General features: G+C 38.7%; 20 protein-coding genes. 8 read left to right on the forward strand and 12 right to left on the reverse strand.

Annotated elements, in window-relative coordinates; translation table 11 throughout:
• Positions 1-14: 14 nt before the first annotated feature.
• Together VB733_RS05185 and VB733_RS05190 are read right to left on the reverse strand one after the other, a co-directional pair.
• The gene (locus tag VB733_RS05185) at positions 15-710 is read right to left on the reverse strand and encodes a methyltransferase (RefSeq protein WP_323339032.1); all 696 of its coding nucleotides are present in this window, start codon (positions 708-710) and stop codon (positions 15-17) included.
• 197 nt (positions 711-907) lie between these two features.
• Positions 908-2,200: an aminotransferase class I/II-fold pyridoxal phosphate-dependent enzyme gene (locus VB733_RS05190; RefSeq protein ID WP_323339033.1), complete on the reverse strand. Its 1,293-nt coding sequence runs from the start codon at positions 2,198-2,200 to the stop codon at positions 908-910.
• Between the two features lie 657 nt (positions 2,201-2,857).
• Between VB733_RS05190 and VB733_RS05195 the strand changes: the two genes are divergently transcribed.
• Positions 2,858-8,329 carry an AAA family ATPase gene (locus VB733_RS05195; RefSeq protein ID WP_323339034.1) on the forward strand — a complete coding sequence of 1,824 codons (5,472 nt, stop codon included), beginning with the start codon at positions 2,858-2,860 and terminating at the stop codon, positions 8,327-8,329.
• Between the two features lie 130 nt (positions 8,330-8,459).
• Positions 8,460-8,759, forward strand: coding sequence for a hypothetical protein (locus tag VB733_RS05200; RefSeq protein WP_323339035.1), 300 nt, complete (start codon positions 8,460-8,462; stop codon positions 8,757-8,759).
• 175 nt (positions 8,760-8,934) lie between these two features.
• Here the strand turns inward: VB733_RS05200 and VB733_RS05205 are convergent, their stop codons facing one another.
• The 5 genes from VB733_RS05205 to cysS form a co-directional block, all read right to left on the reverse strand.
• Positions 8,935-9,591 (reverse strand): sterol desaturase family protein, encoded by a 657-nt coding sequence (locus tag VB733_RS05205; RefSeq protein WP_416336289.1) that lies wholly within the window; start codon positions 9,589-9,591, stop codon positions 8,935-8,937.
• A gap of 337 nt (positions 9,592-9,928) precedes the next feature.
• Positions 9,929-11,524 carry a B12-binding domain-containing radical SAM protein gene (locus VB733_RS05210; RefSeq protein ID WP_323339037.1) on the reverse strand — a complete coding sequence of 532 codons (1,596 nt, stop codon included), beginning with the start codon at positions 11,522-11,524 and terminating at the stop codon, positions 9,929-9,931.
• Between the two features lie 347 nt (positions 11,525-11,871).
• A complete protein-coding gene (locus VB733_RS05215) occupies positions 11,872-13,218 on the reverse strand; it encodes a TldD/PmbA family protein (protein ID WP_323339038.1) in 1,347 nt (448 codons plus the stop codon).
• Between the two features lie 241 nt (positions 13,219-13,459).
• A complete protein-coding gene (locus VB733_RS05220; RefSeq protein ID WP_323339039.1) occupies positions 13,460-14,902 on the reverse strand; it encodes a TldD/PmbA family protein in 1,443 nt (480 codons plus the stop codon).
• A gap of 301 nt (positions 14,903-15,203) precedes the next feature.
• The gene (gene cysS, locus VB733_RS05225) at positions 15,204-16,670 is read right to left on the reverse strand and encodes a cysteine--tRNA ligase (protein ID WP_323339040.1); all 1,467 of its coding nucleotides are present in this window, start codon (positions 16,668-16,670) and stop codon (positions 15,204-15,206) included.
• Positions 16,671-16,848: 178 nt separating this feature from the next.
• Here cysS and VB733_RS05230 point away from each other — a divergent pair, with 178 nt between their 5' ends.
• The 3 genes from VB733_RS05230 (at position 16,849) to psb28 (ending at position 18,957) form a co-directional block, all read left to right on the forward strand.
• Positions 16,849-17,967: a GTP-binding protein gene (locus VB733_RS05230; RefSeq protein WP_323339041.1), complete on the forward strand. Its 1,119-nt coding sequence runs from the start codon at positions 16,849-16,851 to the stop codon at positions 17,965-17,967.
• Between the two features lie 59 nt (positions 17,968-18,026).
• Entirely contained in the window at positions 18,027-18,470 is a 444-nt protein-coding gene (gene dtd / locus VB733_RS05235) for a D-aminoacyl-tRNA deacylase (RefSeq protein WP_323339042.1), read from the forward strand.
• 151 nt (positions 18,471-18,621) lie between these two features.
• Entirely contained in the window at positions 18,622-18,957 is a 336-nt protein-coding gene (gene psb28, locus VB733_RS05240) for a photosystem II reaction center protein Psb28 (protein ID WP_323339043.1), read from the forward strand.
• 95 nt (positions 18,958-19,052) lie between these two features.
• Here the strand turns inward: psb28 and VB733_RS05245 are convergent, their stop codons facing one another.
• The gene (locus VB733_RS05245) at positions 19,053-19,196 is read right to left on the reverse strand and encodes a hypothetical protein (RefSeq protein ID WP_323339044.1); all 144 of its coding nucleotides are present in this window, start codon (positions 19,194-19,196) and stop codon (positions 19,053-19,055) included.
• Between the two features lie 99 nt (positions 19,197-19,295).
• The gene (locus VB733_RS05250) at positions 19,296-20,459 is read right to left on the reverse strand and encodes a glycoside hydrolase family 10 protein (protein WP_323339045.1); all 1,164 of its coding nucleotides are present in this window, start codon (positions 20,457-20,459) and stop codon (positions 19,296-19,298) included.
• Between the two features lie 128 nt (positions 20,460-20,587).
• Here VB733_RS05250 and VB733_RS05255 point away from each other — a divergent pair, with 128 nt between their 5' ends.
• Together VB733_RS05255 and VB733_RS05260 are read left to right on the forward strand one after the other, a co-directional pair.
• Positions 20,588-21,133, forward strand: coding sequence for a hypothetical protein (locus VB733_RS05255; protein ID WP_323339046.1), 546 nt, complete (start codon positions 20,588-20,590; stop codon positions 21,131-21,133).
• A gap of 769 nt (positions 21,134-21,902) precedes the next feature.
• Positions 21,903-22,370, forward strand: a complete 468-nt coding sequence (locus VB733_RS05260; RefSeq protein WP_323339047.1) for a pentapeptide repeat-containing protein — start codon at positions 21,903-21,905, stop codon at positions 22,368-22,370.
• A gap of 132 nt (positions 22,371-22,502) precedes the next feature.
• Here the strand turns inward: VB733_RS05260 and VB733_RS05265 are convergent, their stop codons facing one another.
• Both VB733_RS05265 and aat read right to left on the reverse strand, forming a co-directional pair.
• The gene (locus tag VB733_RS05265; protein WP_323339048.1) at positions 22,503-23,867 is read right to left on the reverse strand and encodes a pentapeptide repeat-containing protein; all 1,365 of its coding nucleotides are present in this window, start codon (positions 23,865-23,867) and stop codon (positions 22,503-22,505) included.
• Between the two features lie 151 nt (positions 23,868-24,018).
• Complete coding sequence (gene aat, locus VB733_RS05270; RefSeq protein WP_323339049.1) at positions 24,019-24,594, reverse strand: leucyl/phenylalanyl-tRNA--protein transferase; 576 nt, start codon at positions 24,592-24,594, stop codon at positions 24,019-24,021.
• Positions 24,595-24,768: 174 nt separating this feature from the next.
• Between aat and VB733_RS05275 the strand changes: the two genes are divergently transcribed.
• Positions 24,769-25,101 carry a hypothetical protein gene (locus VB733_RS05275; protein ID WP_323339050.1) on the forward strand — a complete coding sequence of 111 codons (333 nt, stop codon included), beginning with the start codon at positions 24,769-24,771 and terminating at the stop codon, positions 25,099-25,101.
• 209 nt (positions 25,102-25,310) lie between these two features.
• Here VB733_RS05275 and rpsN read toward each other — a convergent pair whose 3' ends face one another.
• Complete coding sequence (rpsN, locus tag VB733_RS05280) at positions 25,311-25,613, reverse strand: 30S ribosomal protein S14 (RefSeq protein WP_323339051.1); 303 nt, start codon at positions 25,611-25,613, stop codon at positions 25,311-25,313.
• Positions 25,614-25,642 lie beyond the last annotated feature (29 nt).

Below are 25,642 nucleotides of genomic sequence, written 5' to 3' on the forward strand. Positions count from 1 at the left end.
CCTCGCCTATTTACTTACAAGGCTCTAGGAACTAATTTAATAAATATTAACTGTAAATCCATTCCTTGCCAAACAACTGGAGTGGCATCAAAGATTTCTTGTTGGAAGTTAGCTTGATCAATTAGGTGATAAATTGTATCTAAATTGCAAAAGTTTTCCTCCACTGCTAGCAAAACAGTCCCTCCTGGAGCTAACTTCTGCTTGACATCTAATAAAAATCTTTGTAAATCTTGATAGCCAGGATCGAAACCTGCTTTGAAACGTATATCTTCTATTTCGCCAGGATTTTCCGATAGCCAAGGGATATTCCAAAAAATAATATCAAATTCATTTTTAGGAACATTGTCAAATAAGTTACTGTGATATATATCAGATTTTGCTCCCCACCATAGTGCATTAACTTGAGCATTTAAAACAGCCATTGGTGAAATATCACTTCCACTAGCAATTACGCCAGGTATTTGAGCTACACTTAAAATCGCTCCACCAGAGCCAACGCCCATTTCAAATACTCGACATTGATGATTTGTGTCTAAAAATTGTCTAACTAATCTACTTGTCACTTTTGCTAGTTCTAAGGTATTGATATCTGGTGGGAAAACTGTAGGTAATACAATAATATCTCTATCACCAAACTCCATTTGACCATATGGAGTTTCTTTTAAATATTCTCTAGCAATTATTGGTAAAGATAATTCTGTAGTAATCATTTTATTTGATTTCAATAACATGCAAATAATTGGGATCAATTGTTTGATCAATATTATATGTATGCCATTTTCTAACGACTTCAGTATTAATGCTTGATTAATACTGAAAATGCTGAAAATCAATTAAATTAGGAAAAAATTATGTGCTATTACAAATGTCAAAAATTAATAATTGCACAATTTTTCAGGAGAATACTCTAAGCCGCAGTGATTAATTGACGACTAATAAGACTATACTTCAAGCCAAGTTCATGAAGCGCATTAACGGTAATGTCAATTTGTTCTTTTGTGTGAACTGCACTTAAGATAAAGCGAATTCTGCCTTCATGGGGTTTGACTACTGGGTAGAAAATCGATACGGAGAAAATACCACGAGCATATAGTTCTTTATTAAACGCTAGCAGTGTATCTGTATCCGGGATAAATATGGGAATAATTGGGCTAACAGAAGTTCCTAAATCAAATCCTAAATCTTGAAGACGGTTACGCATGTAGTGATTATTTTCATGTAAGGATTCGATTAGTTGGGGATTTGCTTCAATTTCTTCCAGGGAGGCTAAGATTGCCGCAGCATCTGCTGGAGTCAAACATGCTTGAAATGTATAGGTGCTAGCTCGCCAATGTAGTAAGGGGATATATTTAGATTTGATGGCGACAAATCCACCAATTGATGCTGTGGCTTTTGACAAAGTTGCAGCGATAAAGTCTACCTCTTCAACAATTCCTAAATGAGAGCAGTAACCTGCACCATTTTTACCGTAAATACCAAATGTATGAGCCTCATCAACATAGATAAGGAATTTATATTTTTGTTTTAACTGGACTATTTCGAGTAATGGCGCTAAATCTCCACTCATTGAATAAGCTGATTCTACAATCACGAAAATGTTTTCGTATTCGTTTTTGTATTTGTTTAATTTCTGTTCTAAATCAGCAACATTATTATGTTTAAAAGTTACCCATTTTCTGCCAGATAATTTAACTCCATCAATTATAGATGCATGGCATTCACGGTCAAAAATTAGTAAATCCTTTTTTCCTGGGAGGGCAGAAAGACACCCGATATTTGTGGTAAAACCAGTTGGAAAAAGTAACACACTTTCTTTACCAATTAGTTTTTGGAGTTTTTGTTCAACTTGTTTGTGCAAAGTGGACATGCCACCAGAAAGTGCAGAAGTCCCAGAGCCTGTACCATATTTTTGTACGGCTTGGCAAACTTTATCAATCACATTTTGATTGCGATTTAAACCTAAATAATGATTCATACACCAAAGAATACATTCTTCATTTTTATCGCCATGTGTTGAAATTACCGTCGCCTTGACACCACTGCCAGATTCTGTATATCTACCATTAGAATATAAGCCAAGGTTTACTTGCTGTTGGTAATGCTCGTAAAGTTTATTGGATAATTCTTCTATATCTGTGATGCCTTGGCTTTCCAATAGCTTCATGTAGCTCATAATCGGAGTTGAAACTTGAATCTTCATATTAGTTTTTGAAAAAATTATGAATTAACTAAAAGTTATTAAATGCTGGTTGAATCTGACTAAATCTGATTCTTCATAAGCTAGTTCCTTCTCGATTTGAGTCTTGAAGCGAGATGATTGACTGATGACTTAGCTCCCATTGATTGATTAAGTATTAAGTTAATCTTAAATTCAATAGATTAGGTTTCTTCGGTCTTTAGCTTAACCTCTCACAGAATAATTTTCATACCGTTAGAGAAAAATTTAAAATACTACGTTTATTTAAAGATTTTGATGAGACTGAAAATTATGTTTAGTTACAGTAAAACAAAATTACTGCCTCTTGTAGAAGCCAGAATATACGTAACTTTATTTGAAATAATCTTAAACAAAATGCAGCAAATAGCTGGTTATATATGAATTTAAGAATAACATCAGGGTAATGCTTGCTTTTGTGCAGTCAAAATCAGACTTAGGAACGGGAATTTAATAACTGGCAATTCTGAACGAACATGAAATGGTGCGTTACGCTGCGCTAACAGCACCCTACTTTTGTACTTTATCTATACCTAATTCACATTCCTTAAGGTAACACTAAGGTGACACTACTGATATAAATTCATTGCCTTTGGGAATACTAAACATACAACACAAACTAGGCATCTGAGTAGTGTAATTATGCTTGATAGTGGAATAAACCTTTTGGGGTATGAAGTTGGCGAACAAATCTATTTGGGTTCGAGGACAGTTGTTTGCCGTGCGATGTCAGAGGCTCGGAAACCCGTAATCATCAAGTTTATGCGAAATGAGTGTCCTAGCTTTAATGAGCTAGTCCAGTTTCGCAATCAGTACGTTATTACCCGTAATTTAGATATTGATGGGGTTGTTCGACCGATCGCTCTGGAAAGGTACAATAATAGCTATGCTTTGGTGATGGAAGATTTCGGTGGAATTTCGCTAGAAGAATACTTTAATCAATTAATTCAAGAACCTAGTATTAATACGGTTGATATTTTTCTCGATGTGGCTATCAAGATTGCGATCGCACTTGATCAACTTCATAGTAACCGGATTATTCATAAAGATATTAAACCAGCCAATATATTAATCAATCCCGATACTAAGCAGGTGAAGTTAATTGACTTTAGTATTGCTTCGGTGTTACCACGAGAAACGCAACAACTTAAAAACCCCAAAATCCTGGAAGGTACTTTGGCTTACATTTCTCCAGAACAAACTGGAAGGATGAATCGGGGAATTGACTACCGCACGGATTTTTATTCCTTAGGAGTCACTTTTTATCAGCTATTAACGCAGCAATTACCTTTTGCAAGTATCGATTTGATGGAGTTGCTGCATTGCCACATTGCCAAGCAACCTGAAAGCGTCACCAGTCTGAAGCCGGGAATTCCGCAGCAGTTAGGAGATATAGTTAGCAAACTCATGGCAAAAAATGCCGAAGCACGCTATCAAAGCGCTTTGGGGTTGAAATATGACTTAATTTTATGCCAGCAATATTGGAATAATCAAAGGAAAATACCAGGCTTTGAATTGGGACAAAAGGATTTGTGCGATCGCTTTATCATCCCTGAAAAATTATACGGTCGGGAAACTGAAGTTGCCAAGTTATTAGCTGCTTTTGCTCGCGTAATCTCTCCCAAAGACATACTATCTAGTGCTGGTAATTGTGAGTTAATGATGGTGAAGGGGGTTTCTGGGATTGGAAAAACCGCAGTTATTAACGAAGTTCACAAGCCGATTGTCCAGCAACAGGGATATTTTATCAAGGGTAAATACGATCAATTTCAGCGTCAAACGCCTTTTTCGGCTTTTTTACAAGCATTCCGGAACTTAATTAGACAGTTACTTCATGATAGCGATGTACAGCTGCAATCTTGGAAACAGAAAATTCTCGAAGTATTAGGTGAAAATGCTCAAGTTATTATTGATGTCATTCCCGAACTTGAACAAATCATTGGGAAACAACCTCCAGCAATTGAACTTGAGGGAACAGCAGCCTTAAACCGCTTTAATTTATTGTTCAGAAATTTTATCCAAATCTTTGCGACATCTGCACATCCCTTGGTAATTTTCCTGGATGATTTGCAGTGGGCAGATTCTGCTTCCTTAAAGTTATTACATTTGTTAGCAACTGAAAATAAAAGTGGGCATATATTGATAATTGGAGCTTATCGAGATAACGAAGTACCATCCGCACATCCATTGATACTGACGCTGGCACAGATAGGGCAAATGGGTACAGTTATCAACGAAATTGCGATCGCACCACTGCAAATTTCCGATATAAATCATTTAGTAGCTGATACTTTAAATTGTTCTTTACCAATCGCTTTGCCTCTGGCTGAGTTAGTCCAACAAAAAACTCAAGGGAATCCTTTCTTTTGTACACAATTTTTAAAATTATTATACGACGAAAAGTTAATTAAGTTTAATTTGCAATCTGGTCACTGGGAATGTGATATTTCTCAAGTTCGCGAGCGATCGCTAACCCAAGATGTGGTTGAATTAATGGTAGAGGTTTTGCAAAAATTACCTCCTGCGACTCAAAATTTACTGAGCTTGGCTGCATGTATTGGCAATGAATTTGACTTAAATACTTTAGCAGTCGTTTTAGAACAATCTCCCACAGATGTTGCTGTCGATTTATGGAAAGCTTTGCAAGAAGAGTTAATATTACCTCAACATGAATCCTACAAATTTTTCCAAACCGATTTAAATCAAGCTAATCAGAAATTAAATGACTTAGTAATTGATTCAACCTCTACAACAGTCAGTTACAAATTTTTACATGACCGAGTTCAACAAGCAGCCTATAGTTTAATTGATGAGCATCAAAAGCCAGCGACACACCTGAAAATCGGCAAATTATTACTTGCGAACACAACTGTAGATGTGTACGAAGATAATATTTTTGATATTGTCAATCACTTAAATGCCGGAATTAATCTGATTAAAGAAGATGGGGAAAGACAAGAATTAGCACAGTTGAATCTGACGGCAGCAACTAAAGCAAAAGCAGCTACTGCATACATTGCTGCACAGGAATATTTAGATACTGGAATTAGCTTACTGGCAGCAGATTGCTGGGAAAAACAGTATGACTTAGCATTTTCATTATCTCGCCAGAAAATTGAGATTGAATATTTAAATGGTAATTTTGAAGTTAGTGAAAAATTAACTTTTGCAGTGTTACCAAACCTCAAAAACAACATCGACAAAGCCGATATTTATAATGTTTTAATTGTTCAATATACATTACAACTAAGATATGAGGAATCAATTAATACTGGTAGATATGCTTTAAATCTTCTGAATTTAGAATTGCCGGATACAAATTTCCCTCAAGAAATAGAAAAAGAATATATTCTGGTAAATCAGTTACTTGCGGGTAGAGAAATTAGTAGCATTATTGATTTACCACCCATGGAATCGCCTGAAAAAATGATTGCGGCGAAATTATTGATGAATCTCGATGCTGTTTGTTATAACGGCAAACCAGAACTTTTTCCCGTTGTGGCTTTAAAACTAGTTAATTTATCCTTGATGCATGGAAATACAGCCGAATCGGCGCGGGGATTTGCTGACTACGCCGTCATATTGGGTGCAATTTTTCAAGACTATAAATCTAGTTATGAATTTGGATTACTAGCTGTAAATCTTAGTAATAAATTAAATAATTCCTCCGCGCAATGTCGTACATATTTCATGTTTGCCAGCTTTGTCAATCATTGGAGTCAACCTCTGCGTTTATCTAGTGCAATCAACGATGATGCTTATCGTTTTGGATTAGAATCGGGAGAATTACAAAATTCTGGTTACTCGTTATTTGCCAAAACCCTAAATCTCTTTTGTCAAGGGACAAATTTAGGCGATATCCTCACATATATTCCTGGATTTATAGAGTTTACTAACAAAACTCAAAATCTTGCCACCACTGACTGTTTAACCGCACTACAACAGGTAATAGGTAATTTGTCAGGAATGACAGCACATCACCGCGATTTTGCGATTGCCAACACTAGCGAAGAAGAATATTGGCAACTTTATCAATCGCGTCAAAGTGGATTAGCAATGTGTTGTCACCAAATTATCAAGTCCCAAGCACTTTATATTTACGGTGATTATGATGGTGCTTATGCATGTGCGCTGGAAGCACAGGCTAATATCATGCGTGTAATTGGCTTCTTTTGTGTTGCAGTTCACAATTTTTACTTTTCTTTAGCATTGGTACATAAATACGATCAAGCCAGTGACGATGATACCAAAGCCGAATATTTACAGCAATTACAAGCAAATCAAGCACAGATGAAAATTTGGGCTGATAGTTGCCCAGAAAATTTCTTACACAAATATTTGCTTGTTGAAGCCGAAATGTTACGCCTGGCGGGTGACAATACAGAAGCAATAGAGTTATACGATAAAGTAATTCATCTTGCAAAAGAAAATCACTACATTCAAGAAGAAGCTTTAAGTTATGAGTTAGCTGCGAAATTTTATCTCGGTTGGAATAAACCCAAAATTGCCCAAGTTTACATCAAAGATGCTTACTATGCTTATGCACGCTGGGGTGCCAAATCAAAAGTTAATCATCTGGAAAAAGAATACCCCCAGTTACTCGCACCCATAATTATACGTCAAGCTAGCGATACTCTATCTCTCGAAACTGTAGTATTAAATGCAACTCAAGTTATCAATACTAGCAGCACTACTCTAGCATCTGTATTTGACTTGGCGACTGTAATCAAGTCATCACAAGCAATTTCCAGTGAGATTGATGTTGCTCGCCTCGTTCAATCACTGATGGAAGTGGTATTAGAAAACACAGGCGCTAGTAAAATAGTCATGATTTTATGCAAAAACGCACAGATGTTTGTTGAAGCATCGGCGGAAGTTGCTGGCGAAACAATTATCCAAAGAAATAATTTTAATTGTTTAGCTGTAGATGAAAGTTCAGAAGTCCCAATCTCGGTACTAAACTATGTCAAAAACACCGGGCGATTATTGCTAGTTAATGATGTTGCCGCAGATATTACTTGGCTGGCTGACTCCTACATTCAGCAGCAAAAGCCTCAATGTATCTTGTGCTTGCCAATTCATCGCCAAGGGAAATTGACAGGGCTATTGTACTTAGAAAATCGGATTGCCACAGAAGTATTTACAAGCGATCGCCTAGAATTATTAGAACTCATTTGTTCACAAGCCGCAATATCTCTAGAAAATGCTCAACTCTACGAACGTTCCCAAGATTATGCCAAGCAACTGGAAACTTCGTTAGAAAACCTCAAGCAAGCGCAATTGCAATTAGTTCAAAGTGAGAAAATGTCAGCACTGGGTAGTTTAGTTTCCGGTATTGCCCACGAAATTAATAACCCAATTGGCTGTATATCGGGAAATATTGAACCCGCCAATCAATATATTCAAGATTTGTTTAAAGTCATCGAAGGGTATCAAAATGAGTATACTCAACCCAGCGATAAACTCCGTCAAACAATTGACAATGTTGATTTAGAGTATATTCGTGAAGATTTGCCAAATTTGATGATTTCAATGCAGCAAAGTATAGACAGGATTTACGACATTAGTATTAGTTTGCGAACTTTTTCCCGTTCCGATACCCAAAAGCCAGTTCTCTGCAATATTCACGAATGTATTAATAGTACAATTTTAATTCTCCGTCATCGTCTCAAAGCTTCCGAAAAGCGACCGGAAATCGAAATCGTCAAAGATTACGGCAATATCCCCGAATTTAAGTGTTTTCCCGGTCAGTTGAATCAGGTATTTATGAATCTGATTGCCAATGCGATCGATGCTTTGGAAGACTCAAATGCTGGAAAAGACTTTGTCCTCATCCAGAATAATCCCAACCGCATCACGATTACAACTAAAATTAGCCAAAATCGCGAATTTGTTGCCATTAGTATCAAAGATAATGGTGTGGGAATGTCACCCGAAGTCAAAAACAAAATATTTGAACATCTATTTACTACCAAACCAGTAGGAAAAGGTACAGGCTTAGGACTTGCGATCGCACGTCAAATAGTTATAGACAAGCATGGTGGTACAATCGAGGTGAATTCCATACCCAATGAAGGAGCAGAATTCGTCATTCAGCTACCTTTGAATAACTAGTATGTGAAGGCAAAAGTAAAAATTTTCAACCATTTTAGATGGTAGCTTTATTTCCGCCGTTGTGTACTAGTGGTTTATCAAGCTCACGTTTACGGGTTGAGAATCAACACTATCTGCCCATCTCAAACCTATGTCGCGTCGATTTTATCTCACCTCTGCTGGTTGTTATTGGAGTTTGTCTAAACAAAGATATTTACAATTTTTGCAAGACGGAGCCACACAAAATTTGAGTAATTGCAACTTCGAGAAGTTAAACTCTCTCGAAGAATACCAAGCACGAATAATTAAGAAACCATCACAGCAAGCAAAACCAATTGATGTCACAGATTTTGATGTCGAGCATTATCAACTGGAATTGGAGCATTTTTTGAAAACTGGCGAACAAACTGGATTTAATGCGGCTAACTATATAGATGTATTTTTTGATTAATTTTAATTAATTTTGATTAATTTAATGAATCAAAAATCCAAATTAGGTGTAATACAATTACTACATCTCCGCATCTCCGTGTCTCCGCGTCTCCGTGTCTCCGAATCTCCATGTCTCCGCATCTCCGCGTCTCCGTGTCTCCATGTCTCCATGTCTACATGTCTCACTCCATACCTCAGCGTATCCGCGTCTCCCCCTCAGTCTCAATCATCCCCTGATAGCAATATCCATTTTCGTAATTTGGGTCTTGAGTGCCAAGTAATATGTCCCAGAAGGTGAAATACAAACCATAGTGCAATCTATACTGGCGATGATGTATCGAGTGATGGGTTGCACTAATAAACCACTTACCAAGCCAATGACTTTTAAATGATGAGGGAAAGACCTCAAACCCCAGATGGTTGACTACAGCCCATATCGTCATCACCATTAGTACCGCAATCAAAGTGATGAAATGAAGGGGGATAATAAAAACTATAACTCCAAAAAAAAGCGCTTGAGCGATCGCTTCTGGTGGATCAAATGCAAACGAACTCCACGGAGTTGGTTCTCCCGAACGGTGATGTCCGTAATGCGTCCATTTGAACAGCTTGGGATGGTGAAACATCCGATGCGTAAAATAAAAGTATGTATCCTGAAGAATAAGAACAGCAACAAAACTAACTCCCAAGTACAACAGCCCATACTTGTGAAGGTCATTGTACAAAAGAGTGGTTCCCAAATCGTACCCTGAAATAATTAAGGTGCCAGAAAGTGCAAAGATAATTGCCGAAAAAAACGATAATTCAATGTCCTGGCGAATAGTTCCACTTAACGGGGGAAGCCGACGCAAACTTCTTTTCGTGAGATACTTTCCCAAAAATGAATAGAAGAGAAAATAAGCTCCTCCAGCAATGATAAAGTACCGGGCAAGAATAGCCCCGAAGAAGACGAAGCAGTAGAAATAAAAGGAATGGGCTATCAATTCAATGTTTCCTCTTTAGAGTCAGATACTCGCGCCCTATCGTCTAAAAATTAGAACCATATCAGCCGAATGAGCGCAATCACTGATCTACCATACCATCCTCCCATTTGGCGATGCTCACAGAACTCCCCCTTTGGACTTATCTATTTTGATAGATTGTTTCAGAATATAAACATATTCCCGAAAATATTCCCGAAAATATTCCCTAAAATCTAGATTGTGCAAGCATTGCCGCTTCTGGTTGAGGTAATACAGATACTTCTAATGGATCGTACCCTAGCTGTTCAGTAATCCGTTCCCTAGATAAAACACGATACTCCCAGAAGTGTTCGCCAGCAGCGCATAGACCTAAATACATGTTGAGAACTTGAGGTTTTTTTTGCAGAATTGTCCATAGCTGTTGCCAGAACTGTCTGCGAATTTCTGGTCTGCGTATACCCTGATGCCAAAGTACCTGGGCAACAAGTCTTAATCCTTTACCCAAAGGAAATTGCATAGTTTGCTTTCGTCCTTCCAAGGAACCAATACTTAGGCATTGCTCGAAACTGCGTCTCAGATATTTTTTCGGTTCATACATTGTCCAAAAAGCCTCAACATACTCTTTGGCAATTTCAGCGATTGGACGGCTAGGGATAAAATTCATCAAGGTATTTGTATCACCTATCTCCGTAATCCCAATGCCATCAACTAACCTTTGCTCCTGTTGGAGACGATTCCATAAAGCTGTATTGGGCAAAGCTTGGAGAATACCCAGCATCGGTTGAGGAATATTAGTTTCTTCCACAAAAGCTTGAATTCGTTCTCCTGCGCCTGTGCGTTCCCCATCAAAGCCAAGGATAAATCCTGCGTAAATCAACATACCAGCTTCATTGATTTTGCGACAGGCTTCGACAAGGGGGTTGCGAGTATTTTGGTGTTTACGTGTGACTTCTAGGCTATCTTGATCCGGTGTTTCAATACCAAGGAAAACAGCATAAAATCCGGCTTCATGCATCAATTCAAGCAGTTCATTATCTTCTGCCAAATTTACCGAAGCTTCAGTAATAAAAGTAAAAGGGTAATCATGTTGCTGCATCCAAGGAATCAATTCCCTCAGAAAACGTTTGACGTTACGCTGATTGCCAATAAAGTTGTCATCGACGATGAAGACTGTACCCCGCCAACCCAAATCATAAAGGGTTTGCAACTCGGTTAAAGCCTGGGCAGGTTCTTTAGTACGTGGTTTGCGACCATAAAGGGAAATAATATCGCAAAATTCGCAATTGAAGGGACAACCACGAGAGAACTGCATTGCCATTGCGAAGTAGGCATCACGTTGGAGTAAATCAAAGCGTGGTATGGGGCTAAGGGTGACATCTGGTTTGTCAATGGAGCGAAAAACCCCTGCGGTTTTACCTTGATTGAGGGCTTCTAAAAACTGCGGAATCGTCAATTCTCCTTCATCCAAAATCAGATAATTAGCTCCAGAGTCAAGAGCATCTTGGGGTACAGAAGTGGGATAGGGACCACCAACGGCAACTTTTTTGCCTAAACGGACTGCTTTTTGAATTAAAGCGTGAAAATCTGGTTTCTGTACCAGCATTGCGGAGAGAATCACCAAATCACACCAGTCCCAATCTGCCTCAGTTTCTAAAGTGACATTGCGATCGCGAAATCTAATTTCCCATTCTTGAGGAAGGAGAGATGCAACTGTCAGGATTCCCAGTGGAGGTAGGACTGCTTTGAGTCCTGCGATTTCCATAAAGCGATCGTATGACCAAAAAGACTGAGGAAATTTGGGGTAGAGCAACAAGGCTTTCATAAGAATTTCTGATTAGAGTTTTAGGTGGACTCTCAAATTAAGCGAATGCATCGAATGGAATTGAACTAAACTAATTCAATTACTTCGCTTAAGACTAGGTAGTTAATACCTATTAGCCTATCTCACTCTTTGGAAGTATATCTCAGCCCCTAGAGTGATATTTGATATCATATCCGGTTGAGTAGTTATTATTAAGGCTGATACGGAGATTTAGAGATGCGGGGACGCGGAGACATTTTAATTGTAAGTGATTAGCCGAACATGACATGATTCTCTGCCGAGAATCATGCAGAGATAATATTTAGCGAATTAGTTCTACCGTTTCTCTACAAATCTGACACATCAGCTTACAAAGTATAGGTAAACTCCTCTACCAACATTCCAGGAACCATACAACCTCCCAAATGTCGTGATTCGTAGGTGCCGACTTCGGGAATAAATTCTTGAAAATTGGTTAAATCAATTAATTTTTCGCCCCAAAATTGATAGAGACTTTCGTCAAAGCGTAAATTTTCAATTGGGGCAACAATTTCGCCATTTTCTACCCAAAAACATGCATATCTCGTCATTCCGGTGATGCGACCGTTGGGTAAATCGCTCCAGTTGAGATAATGTAAATTGGAGACATATAAACCTGTTTCTAAGCGAGATAATATATCTGTAAAAGTCAGATTTCCTGTACAAATTTCAGGCGATCGCAATGATTCACTACTATTTGCTCCGTTGGCAATTTTGCCATATTCTTTGGCAGTGCGTGAATTAATTAATGTGTTTGCTAAAATACCTTTTGTGATAATTGGCAATTCTGATGCTGCCATTTCTCCGAGTTCATTAAATCTGGGAACTAAGCCGCTTTGAAAGTTTTCTTTGAGATTAAATAAGGAAGATAGTTGTTTTTCGCTACGCCATAAAGCTGCTAACGAACTGTTACCTTGTTGAATATCAGCTTCACTAACACCACCCCAAGACATCATGGATAGTAAGTCAGCAACTGCTGCGGGAGCAAAGTAGGTTTTATATTGTCCTCGATCTAGTTTTTTCGGTGGACGTGCTAATAATTCTAATTGTTTTTTTGCGTCTTTAATTTTAGCTAAATAGGCTTCGTTATTCCATTCGCTCCCTGCAAAGAAGCCTTTGACGGCTTGTTCTTCTGGTGAAAAGATTGAATAATCTAAGGTGAAAGTATCTGTAGCAAACCAATGTTTTTGTCCACAGGAATCAGCATAGCCTTTAATAACAATTCCACTGGCATAAATACCTGTAAAATCTAATTCTGTAACTGGCTCAAGTATGGTTTTGACAATTAAATCAGGATTTAATAAGTCACCAATATTAATTTCCCGACTGGTGTTATTTCCCGATGGGAAAACTAAATAAGGGTCTGGCGGTAATAGAGATAATTCTGAGCGCAATTCTTTCAATACATTATATGCAGTTTTCCAGTCAATTTCCCAATTACCTGTAAATGTAAATTCCTGATAGCAACTACGCTGGTTATCCATTACAGTTAATTGCACATAGCCGTCAGCGACGCTTCCTGTTTGTCTGACTTTTGCATTATTAAAACGAGTAAAATAACTACGTTCGCAATTTAACTTGACTGTAAATTGTTCGCTGTCTAATTTTTTCGCTAACAATGTTTCTACTAATTTATTAAAACTAGTTTCTAATGTTGATAGTTCTTCGATACTCATGGTTAAAATTAAAATTGGCAAATTGGGAATAGAGAATGGGAAATTATAGTAGACTTCACGATACAGAAGACTCTAATTTTTCTAATTGCAAAATGCTGTGGTAGCTATAAGTTAGGAATTAATAACTAGTAAATAAGCGGCACAATTAGCTGTAGCAATCATTAAATATTTAGATATCACAACTTTCAACTAATGACTAATAACTAATAACTAATAACTAATAGCTAATAGCTATTAATTATTAACTTCCTCCCCCAAAGACTTCAACATTGGCAAATACACATACAGGGGAACCATGTCCTACCCAGATTGCTTGGTTAGGTTCCCCCTTCCCACAGAAAGGAGTACCGTACATTTCCCAAGTCGAAGAGTCACAAACTTTGACTAAACTCCCCCAAAATTCCGGTGTTGTGGCGCGATAATTGGGGTTACGTAGGGTTTTTGTCAGCTTGCCGTTTTCGATCAGTTTGGCATACTCACAACCAAACTGAAACTTATAGCGTCGGTCATCAATTGACCAAGAGCGGTTCGACTCCATGTACACTCCATGTTCGATATTGGCGATCGCATCCTCGAATGTCCCTTCTCCTGGTTCCAAATTCAAATTTGCCATGCGGTCAATTGCTGGACGGTTCCAAGAAGAAGCACGGGCACAAGCAACTCCAGGAATGCCGGCTCTGGCTTGACTTTCTAAACTACCGACACCACGCTGCAAGATACCTTCTTTAATTAAATATTCTTTGGTGGCTACGGCTCCCGTGTCGTCGAATGCATAGCTGGCAATTTCACCGGGAACTGTGGGATCAAAGGTAATATTCATAAGTGGGGAGCCATAAACCAAGTTACCAAAATCACTTAGTTTGACAAAGCTACCGCCTGCATAATTACGTTCATCACCTAAAATCCGATCTATTTCCAAAGGGTGTCCAACACTTTCATGAATTTGCAGCATCATTTGGTCGGGGGCAAGCACTAAGTTAGTACAGGTATCAGGACACTCTTCTGTGTACAGTAATTCTACTGCCTGTTCGCCAATTTTTTGGACTCGATGCCACAATTCGCCATCACTGAATAACTCCAGTCCGCCCTGGTATGTATGTGCTTGCCAACCGTTACTAGTACGCTGCTGAACAATGCCACCATCTTGGGCAGTTGCACCGTAGTAACTGCTCAAGAAGAGAAATTTTTGATATACCTCAGAACCGTTACTACTAACAAACCAAGTTTCGCGATCGGTGGTGACAATTTCCGCGACAGTTTGCACTATGGTGTCGTTAACTTTCAGGGTTTTACAAGCTTGGATGAGGACATTGTTGATATCGCCGGAACCGATCGCATCAAATGACTTAATATATGGTGAATAGTATTCGCCAACTACCTTTGGACGTGCAGTTGCGGGTGTAAATTGATATATTGACCATGCTGTGGCAGCAAGAGCTTGTTTATAGGCTGTTTCGGCTGCGGTTTGTAAATCCTGCTGTTGGAGAGAGTTAGTTGCAGCATAACCGATACAACCATCTACCAAAACCTCAATCATTGCCCCAATTGTCGTGGATTTGCCATTGCGTTGAGGCACGCGATCGCGTACGTTACGATGAGATGATGTTTCTTTGACGGCTCGAATCCCAATCCACTCGGCGGGAACTTGAATATTATTAATAGCCTGTGTTAATTCTGACAACATAGCAAAGATAATTTAAAAATTATAGATAGCTGACAACGAGGGTAAAATCTACAAAATAGTAATTATTCCCAGTTATTGTGCTTTGTTCTAATAACAATAGCAGCAAATAAATTCATAAATTAATAAATACCCTTTTTCCTTCTTCCTTTGTCTCCTCCGCCTGACTGTGATTTCCAAAATAAATATTTTTGGGCTGACGAAAGAAATATAGCAGCAAATTGCATTTTTAAGGAATTATACAAACGAAAAACAAACTAGAGACGTTCCCGTGGAACGTCCCTATGATGACTCTATTCAATTTTTATCGATGCCAGCGAGTGCCCTCTTTACCATCTACTAAGGTGATTCCTTGCGCTTGCAATTCGTTGCGGATTCTGTCACTCTCGGCAAAATTTTTCCCTATTCTTGCTTGATTACGTTGTTGAATTAACGCTGCAATCTCCGCATCACTCAAACCAAAATTATCTTCTTTTTCCGTAACTTCAGACTTTGCCTCTAAACCGAGAACATTCGCTAAAGTCACTAATGTATACCAGGCTTTCTGTAATTCTGCGGTAGAAGTTCCAGTCTTACCTTCATGGACGAGAATATTTGCTTCCTTACCTAACTCCTTGGCAAGTTCAAATAACACCGCCAAACTACCAGAAAAATTGAGGTCATCATCTCCAAATGCATCAAAACGTTCAATCAGCTTTTTGTCAAGTTGATTGCCAGTTTCAGTAAATCCCACTTTTTCGCCGTACTGAGAACCAAATAACAAACCCTTTTTGAGAGTATTCCAACTATTGACTGCACCTGCGATCGCATCTTCGGTAAAGTCCAAAGGCTTACGGTAATGTGCCTGCAATACAAATAGTCTCACAGCCATCGGGTTAATGGTTTCGGGGTACTTCGACCATTTCCCAGCCAACAAGTCGCGAATAGTGATGAAATTACCCAACGACTTAGACATTTTTTGCCCATCTACCATCACCATGCCATTATGCATCCAGACATGAGCCAACGGTTTACCGGCTGAACCTTCTGACTGGGCAATTTCGTTTTCGTGGTGCGGGAAAATCAAATCTCCACCGCCACCATGAATGTCAATAGTATCTCCCAAGCGTTCATTAATCATCGCCGAACATTCAATATGCCATCCCGGACGACCTTTACCCCAAGGGGAATCCCAAAAAGGTTCTCCCGGTTTTGCACTTTTCCAGAGAGCAAAATCAAGAGGATATTGTTTTTTGTTACCTTCCGGGTCTTCCTGATCAACGCGACCACTTGCCCCTGCCTGCATTTTTTCTAGCTCGCGTCCCGATAATTTTCCGTAAGTGGGAAAGCGCTGAACTCGGTAATATACATCACCACTCGCTGGATATGCTAAATCCTTTTCGACCAAATTCTTAATCAAATTCTGGATCGCGGGGATGTGTTCGGTGGCACGGGGGTAATCATCCGCATCCATGACATTCAAGCAACGGATATCTTCAAAATAGGCATCGATAAAGCGGTTTGACACTTCTTCCATTGTCGAACCTTGTTCTTTGGCTCGATTGAGAATTTTATCGTCGATATCGGTAAAATTTTGAATGTAGCGTACTTGATAACCACGCCAAAGAAGATAGCGACGCACTGTATCCCAGACAATGTAAGAACGTGCGTGACCCACGTGACAATAATCATAAACTGTCACACCGCAGCAATACATCTTAACCTTTCCTGATTCGATAGTCTTAAAGATTTCCTGACTACGGGTGAGGGTATTGTAAACGGTTAGGGTCATAATTAAAGATAATTCGTAATTGACAGTGACTAAGCAATAATAAGGTTTAGTTACTGGAGACAGATGTCATCCATTCTTCCCTAATGCTAGTGTTTTCTGGACTTGATGCGCTACATTCTCTCTCAAATTTGAGTTTTTGTTGAATAAATGTTGTTGAATTTTTATTAACAATCGTGTTATGCAAGTAGTTACTTCTGAATCGCAAGCAATGGATCCCGCTAAACAAGGAATGCCTGTAACAATTATTACAGGTTTTCTCGGCAGTGGAAAAACAACTTTACTCAATCATATTTTGAATAACCAGCAGGGGTTGAAAACTGCGGTATTGGTGAATGAGTTTGGCGAAATCGGTATTGATAATGAGTTGATTGTCACTGCTGATGATACAAATAATATGGTGGAGTTGAGCAATGGTTGTATTTGCTGCACCATTAATAATGATTTAGTCGATGCAGTGTATAAAGTTTTAGAACGTGAAGAAAAAATCGATTACTTGGTAGTAGAAACCACCGGATTAGCTGACCCTTTGCCAGTTGCCCTCACGTTTTTAGGTACAGAATTACGTGATTTAACGCGCTTGGATTCGATTGTGACTGTAGTTGATGCCGCAAATTATAGCCTGGATTTATTCAATTCCGAAGCTGCATTGAGTCAGATTAATTATGGTGATGTGATTTTGCTGAATAAAACTGATTTAGTTTCGGAAGCGGAACTTGCAGATGTGGAAAGAAAAATCAGCGAAATTAAGGAAGATGCGCGAATTATTCGGACGAAAAATTCCCAGGTTCCCTTAGCTTTAATTCTCAGTGTGGGTTTGTTTGAATCAGATAAATATTTTGAGACAACAGATGAACATAATCATGAGCATCATGCTCATAATCACGACCATCATGATTGTGAACATGACCATCACGAACATCATGAAAATTGCGGTCACGACCATGAACATGAACATCACCATCATTCAGACCACTTAGAAAATGATGGATTTACATCGATTTCCTTCCAAAGCGATCGCCCATTTGCAATTAGAAAATTCCAATATTTCTTAGATAATCAGTTGCCAAAAACGGTATTTCGTGCTAAGGGAATTATGTGGTTTGAAGAAAGTCCCAAACGACATATTTTCCACCTTTGCGGTAAGCGATTCACAATGGATGATGATGAGTGGAAAGGTGCCAAGAAAAATCAACTAGTTTTAATTGGTCAAAATCTTGATAAAGAGACTTTGCTAGAACAAATTAATAATTGTGTCACCGTTAGTTCTAATAGTCGTGGTCAAGGTTTTGGGAAATAGGAAAATCTAAGATGCAGGTGGGATATTTCCCACCTTTAAACTCCCACTTTTAAATCAATATGCGTGTCATCATCCAAAGAGTCAAATCTTCACAAGTTACAGTCAATCATCAAATCATTGGTCAAATTGGACGTGGTTTAAATTTACTAGTTGGTATTTCTCATACCGATACTGATGCGGAAATTGATTGGATGGTAGGTAAATGTTTAGACTTGCGATTATTTCCAGATGATGAAGGTGGAGATAAATGGCAAAAATCCGTAGGGGAAATTAACGGGGAATTATTAGTTATTAGTCAATTTACGCTGTACGCTGATTGTCGTAAAGGTCGTCGTCCTTCCTTTGACAGTTCTGCCTCTCCGCAAATTGCGGAAAAATTATACAACAGTTTTGTGGAAAAGCTACGTATGAGTGGATTGCGAGTCGAAACAGGTAAATTTGGCGCAATCATGGAAGTAGCGATCGCAAATGATGGTCCGGTAACGTTAATACTGGAAAGATAGTCTTGAGTGGTGAATTGTGGAAGTAATTTAATTATTAGTTGTAGTCGTGTTTTTACTTAAGTAAGAGATTCTTAGAAAAAGCTGGATTTGTTGGTTCTGATTGGTGAGAGAATATTAGTTTAGGCATAAAAGAACTTAAAGATTACTTATCATGGCTCATATCCAGTTTTCTAGAGGTATCACTGAAGAAGTTGTTCCCGATGTGCGTTTAACGCGATCGCGTAGTGGTCAAAGTGGAACGGCTACGTTTATTTTCCAAAATCCCAAAGCTTTGGACAGTGAAAGTACGGAGGAAATTACGGGGATGTATATGATTGATGAAGAAGGTGAAATCATCACCCGCGAAGTGAAGGGTAAATTTGTGAACGGTAGACCTGAAGCTTTAGAGGCTCTTCTCGTGATGAAGTCTGAGGAGGAATGGGATCGGTTTATGCGGTTTATGGAACGTTATGCAGCAGAAAACGGCTTGGAATTTGGGAAATCCTAGTGGTTATCAAAATCAAATTTAAGGCTGGAGATTGACTCCCAGAGACGCGGATGCGGAGAATTTTATCCCGGCAAAGTGTTTTGGTGGAATACTATTTAAATCAGTTGAACTTCACCTCGACTAACTTTTGCAACTAACTTTCGCGATCGCAATTTATATCGTTTCTCCAAAATCTGGCAACACATAAAATAAATCTCCGTGTCTCTCCATCTCCGTGTCCCCGCGTCACCATCTCTCACTGTCTTTTGGAGAATTGGTATTCGTTATTTCCCCCGCAGACTATTAGACTATATGTTTGTTTTGTGCTGCTAGTTCTGACGGGGAAATCAGACCAATTTTTATTCTGGTTTGTGCAGAAATGCTTGTAATTTATCCCATAATGATGGTGACTGAGATGAATTTCGCGACTGCAAATGAGGTTGATGCAAATCGGAAATTGTGGGAAATTTCGCTGATTTTGTATAAAAATTGCTTTTTAATACTTTCGCCAGTTGATTGTTGTTTTCGCGCAATCCTTCGTAGAAAAAGAATACTTCCCCATTAACCCCAAAACTGCGATCGCATTCAATGGCTTGCAATAAATAATCTGGACTCATTGTATAGGAACCCAACTTCATGAGAATTCCTGGTGCTAATTTGGGTAAATTTAGACTTGTGAATTGCTCTGCAACTAGTTTAAGAATAATCTTTTTGTAGCTTTTGAAATCACGTCGATAAATTTGGGGATTAATCATATCAACTATTCCCTGTTTTAACCAAGTTGGAGAATCTTGCAGATATTCTTGATATGCCCAATCATGGATATTAGGAGATATACAAACAACTATATTGGGATTTATGGCTTTGATTTGGTGATAAAGCTTTGCCCAAAATTTAGTTAAAATATCCGCGCGCCATTGCAACCATTGTTTATTTTTTGAGTTGATTGGTGGGTTTTTACCAAACTGACGACGATAGCGTTCTCTTGTACCTTGATCATAACCCCCTTCACTCGGAAATGCTGGTAAGCGATCGTCTCCTTGAATCCCATCAACATCATAATTATTAACGACTTCTAATATTAAGTCGGACATGAATTCTTGTACTTGTGCATCAAGTGCATTCATCCATTCAAAGCCATTTTTTTTCAATAAATTTCCCTGAATATCTCGTGCTATCCATTCAGGTTTTTTCGCTAATAACATGCCGCCGTTTAAATTATAGGAACTAGCAAAACCATATTCAAACCAAGGTATTACTTTCAATCCAACTTCGTGGGCTGCTTCCACGACTTCTGCTAACGGATCACGTCCGATAAATTGCTGGTTAATTTCGATACCAAATTGCTGACGCATAACTTGACTCGGGTATTGCGTTGCTGCTTTGTTCCAAACAACGGGGAAAACCACATTAAAGCCTGTTTCCGCCAGAAATTCCATTGCTTCAGTGATTTGTGTTTGTGAGGAGAGTACATTACTATCAGTTGTGGTGAGCCAAATACCACGTATTTCCATGTTACTCATGAGATATGAATAGCTAATAATTAATTGGTTTTGAATCTAAGCTAAACTATATCTAAATTACATAACCTAAATAATATACCGCAAGAATTAACTATAGATAAAAATTAGTTTCTGAGGAGATATACAATATGACATCTTGTGATAAAAATAATGCCCTTGAAGTTGATGAAATTTGTTTTGAAACTTTATTATCAGAGCCGGAGTATCAACTTCCCGAAAATGGCGAAGAAATTGGAATTAAACTTGGATTTCGTATTACAAATAAATCCGATAAGTCTTATCGATTTCATTTACCGCTCTTTGTACCTGAATTATCCGATCATAATAGAAATATACTAGCAGTAGATGCTGGAAGAAATATGACCGTACCCGTAAAAGAGTCTGATATTGAGTTTATTGCGCCAGGACAAAGTGTTGACTTATATATTCGTGCAGAGTTAACTCATTATATAAATTATGGTGTTCACTTAAGAGCTTACGCAGATTATGGTGCAATCTATAGCTTTCGGAATCTTCAACCAGATGAATATAATATTCGATTTAAATACAGGAGTCCTCGCTCAAAGCATAGATTCGGTAGAGAGCTTAAATACAGAGAATATGATGGCTTTTGGGTAGGTGAAGTTTATACTCCTTGGAAGAGACTATCCCTTAAGGAGATTTCCAGGAAATAATGTACCGAACATTTTTGTAGTGCGGGCATCTTGCCCGCTACACTAACAACAAAACGGGTAATTTCTTTTTGGCAAATCACCTAAATAAGTTTGTTTCCCTCTTAAAATTAAACAGTTGTATATCTTTTATATTTACTGCTTCAAATTAGGTGCAGCAAGTATCGAAATAAATTGCTTCTCTCAGTGTCAGGAGCCAATATATCGCTTGGGTATTTTGTATAACTCGTTGATTTCCCTTAATCATAGGCAGAAATATAAAGAAAGACAAAAGTTTTCATCATCTATTGTGTTTACTTTTGGATGCTTCAATAAAGCTGCTTCTCTCACCATTTTTCTGACTTTGAGGGGAGAAATTTCCAGAGCAAATCTGCAACATCAACATTACATTCTGATTGGAAGTCACAAGCTTTGATTGTGTGTCCTTACTTCTATATTATTTTTCTTTATAAAATTATTCTTCATAATAGTAAAAGTACTTAAAGCCATATTGTAAAGAATATACAACAATTCTGGACATTATTAATTTTGATTGTTACAAACGTTTAGAAATCTCTTAAATTCTAGTAAATATCGATTATTTTTTAGGCGTAAATAAGTCTGTAATGCTTATTCCATAGTGATTTGGGAAATAAACAACAAACATTATAATTTTCCTAGTAAATAAATAATAGACACTTTATCGACTGAACTAATGACCAAATAACAAATAGGTGTAATAATAAGATTGTGAGGAAAATATCGAATCAATCTGCTGACCAAAGGGGCTTTTATGATGATGAAACTATTCGCGGCTCTAACCCTAGCAACTCCCCTATTTTTTGCTAGCGTAGTTAACGCTCAAAATTCAGTTCAAAATCCACAGTTGCAACAACTTTTGCAAACTCGTGAATGCATGAACTGTAATTTAGCTGGTGTGGATTTAAATGGTGCCCACTTAATCGGTGTAGACTTGCGCGGAGCCAATCTTAAAGGTGCCAACCTTAGCAACGCTAACCTTGAAGGCGCAGATTTGACGGGTGCTAACTTGGAAAATGCAAACCTTAGTTCTGCATTTGTTACAAATGTTAATTTAAAACAAGCAGACTTGGACGGAGTCAATTTTAGCAACGCCACGATTCACAATTCTAATGTCTATCAAGCATCAATGAACGATTTAAATATTGAGGCTGCTAGTATTGAACATACTGCAATTGGTGTTGGTGGTGAAGGTGCATTGAATATTACGGATTGGGATTAATTACAACTAAATAGCTTCATAGTTTTATAGCTGAAAGATTTAGGAATTAAATAGTTTAGACGAGCTTAGGAGGAAAGATGCTGTTAATTCCAGTATTTTTTCTAAGCTCGTTTCACAGTTTGAATCAAGGTTTTAGCCTGGTGATACTTGAGATAATGGGCTGAAAAACTGGGTAAATTCTCCTTCTTGAAATGTTTCTTCCCAATTTCCAGGTAAGCGTCGAGGATTAGGGTTGTCTTTCGTGGGAACACGCATAAAAATATAATCGCAATTGACACCATCAAGATTGGTTTCGGGTGTAATTCCCCAATTTTCGATGAAGGCACCAGTGAGAGTTGCGCTGCGAAAGTCTGTACCATCGACTTGCGATCGCATAAAATTAACCCTAGCCAGGTTAGCATTTTGCAAGTTCGCATGATTTAATTTTGTGCCAATCAAGCTGGCATCAGCAAAATTAGCACCACGCAAATTTAAACCCTGTAAATCCCAACCATCTAAATTTTTGTTTGGTGACTCTTTAGTGAGTAGTAATTTTCTAATTTGGCTATTACTCAGGTAAGATGTGCCAATCATCGCCACATTTAACTTAGAAACTTCAAACCAATTAGTGCGGGTTAAATTAGCCCTGAGCAAATTCGTATTTTTTAACTTGGCACGGGTAAAATCAGCATCACTTAAATCGCTGCCTTGAAACTTAGTTCCATAGCGAGTAACCAGAGATAGAGCTAAATCGCGAATCACCGTTTGTTTTTCGTCTTCAAAAAAAGCACGACAGCCAACATAAGCCGAGAGCAGAATTACAGAAATTGCAATTGCGACTGCAATACCTCCGGCAATTGAATTTACCCTAGCAGCCATTACCGCAACAACACCAGATACTAAAGCTCCAGTAGAAATTGTCACCGTTACCGCCAATAAACCAGCTATTGCTCCAGCAAGTACCACTGTTCCGGCAATTACCACAGTACCTAGAATAGTTGCCAATACCGCCACAGCACCAGTCACAATAACTGCCACAACCTGCGCTAACTCCATCGCTCCTGCATTTGCAGTACCTCCAGCCCACGTAACTGCCACAATTCCCGCCCAGCCCACAGCAGCCACACCGGCACAAGTAACTGACAAAGCCATAAAGCCAAAAGCAGCACTGACACCTCGATAAATAGTAATTAAAAAGAAGATTGCTAAAACAGCAACACTAACAATACCAACATAAAGATTTTCGCGGTTGCTATCTAACAGTAAAATTCCTACCAGCGAACCGCCGATTGCTGAAAGCAATCCAGATAAAGCCGACAGCAACAAGGCAAATATGACTAAAACAATAGCCCAACGACGTTGCAATCCCGCTTTCGCATGACTGAAGTTTGCATCCTTAAGATTTGCATCAGTGAAATCCGCACCTCGAATATCCGAGTAGGAGAAGTCAGCACCCGCTAAATTTTGTCCCTTAAAGGATTTACCCCTGAGTTTGGCGCGGCGATAATCTTGAGCCATGTTTAAATGTCACATGCTTAATTTCAAAAAAGTAGAAACCTTTTGGTTTTAACTATAGGTTGTAGATTATCAGGTTTTGGGAACTTTAATCATATTTAAAGGGTGTTGATAATTGAGATGAGGAATTTGTCTTTCCCCTTCCCGAAAATCTCTAATCCATTGCACACTCGGCTTTTAAAGCCTTTTCCAGTAAATCTTGATACTCTTTATTTTTTACTCGATATGCGCCAAATCTTTCTAAGTGCGGATTCATCATTTGGGCATCGAATAACACAAAACCACGTTCCTGCAAGTGTTCTACTAACTTCACCATTGCGACTTTAGAGCCATCAGGAATCCGAAAAAACATCGACTCACCAATAAATATACCAGCGATCGCAATCCCTAAAATACCACCAGCGAGTTCGTCACCTTGCCAGGTTTCAAAACTATAAGCCCAACCTGCCTTGTATAATTTCCCATAAATATCCTTTAACTCGTCCGAAATCCAAGTTGTCTCACGATTCGCACAACCCTCTACCACAGCTTGAAAATCGCGGTTAATAGCCACATCAAAGCGTCCTTGGTTCAAAACCCTTCGTAACGATTTCGGATAGCGAAAACGCTCATCTAGAGGTATCAAAGTTCGATCGCGACTTCCGTACCAACCCAGGCGATCGTGTTCATCAGCCATGAGAAAATAGCCTTGGGCATAGCCTTGAATTAGAGTAGCAACATCATATTCCATAATCAAAAATTGGCGATGGGCAATGGGTAGTATGCAGTGGATAATTGGATAATACTTGTATGACTTCTACCAAGAAATTATTACTGACTACGTATTTACAACTAAGCGCCAATTATAAAGTATTACTCATCTAGTGCCCGATGCCCTATATCCTAATCATTAATCAACAAAACTATGACAGAACCAATCCCAGCTATTACACTACTCCCTCCAGAAAACCCCGAACAGGAAGGAACTTGGCTGCAAAAAAATTTACATAAATGGCTTGACGAGCAATTTATACCGGAAGCCGTCAATCAAAAAATCGCCGAACGTGCAGCTCAAATATTTGTACGTCAGCGAATGGAGGGGGAAAATGACCTAGGTTCGCTGGTATTAGCGATTGTGACGGAAATGCAAGCATTCGACTTTTCCAAAAGCTTTTATGGAGAATTTGCGATCGCTAATGCTGTTAGCGATATTCTCCTCGAAAGTCTCGGTATAGACAATAGGTGTTGCGGACAATAAAGTTTGGGGGATGCCTAATTACGGGATGATTTGGGAATTTGTGTACATAATCATCATCCACATCAGCCACCATCATCACTTATTCAGCAACCCTAACTTTGTCATTGGTCATTGGGCATCGGTCTTTTGTCGTTTGTCTTCTGCTAGATAGAACTATAACCAACTAACCAATGACTAATACCTAATACCTAATAACCAATAACCAATAACTACCAGCTAGACTTCACAACCCCAGGTAGTAAACCTTCGTGTGCCCACTCGCGCAAAACGTTGCGAGAAAGACCAAAGTCGCGATAATAACCTCTCGGACGACCAGTTACCCAACAGCGATTGTGTTTGCGAACTGGGGCGCTGTTGCGAGGTAATTGCTGGATTTTCCGATGAATTTCAAACTTTTTCAACGGATTATCAGCAATTCTAAACTCTTCCAGTAAAGCTTCGCGTTTATCAGCGTACTTTTCTACCATTTTGGCGCGTTTCTTCTCGCGCTCAATCATACTCTTCTTTGCCATTACAGTCCGTAAACTAAATTTTAGACAGC

Source organism: Calothrix sp. UHCC 0171, assembly GCF_034931845.1.
GTDB lineage: Bacteria > Cyanobacteriota > Cyanobacteriia > Cyanobacteriales > Nostocaceae > Brunnivagina.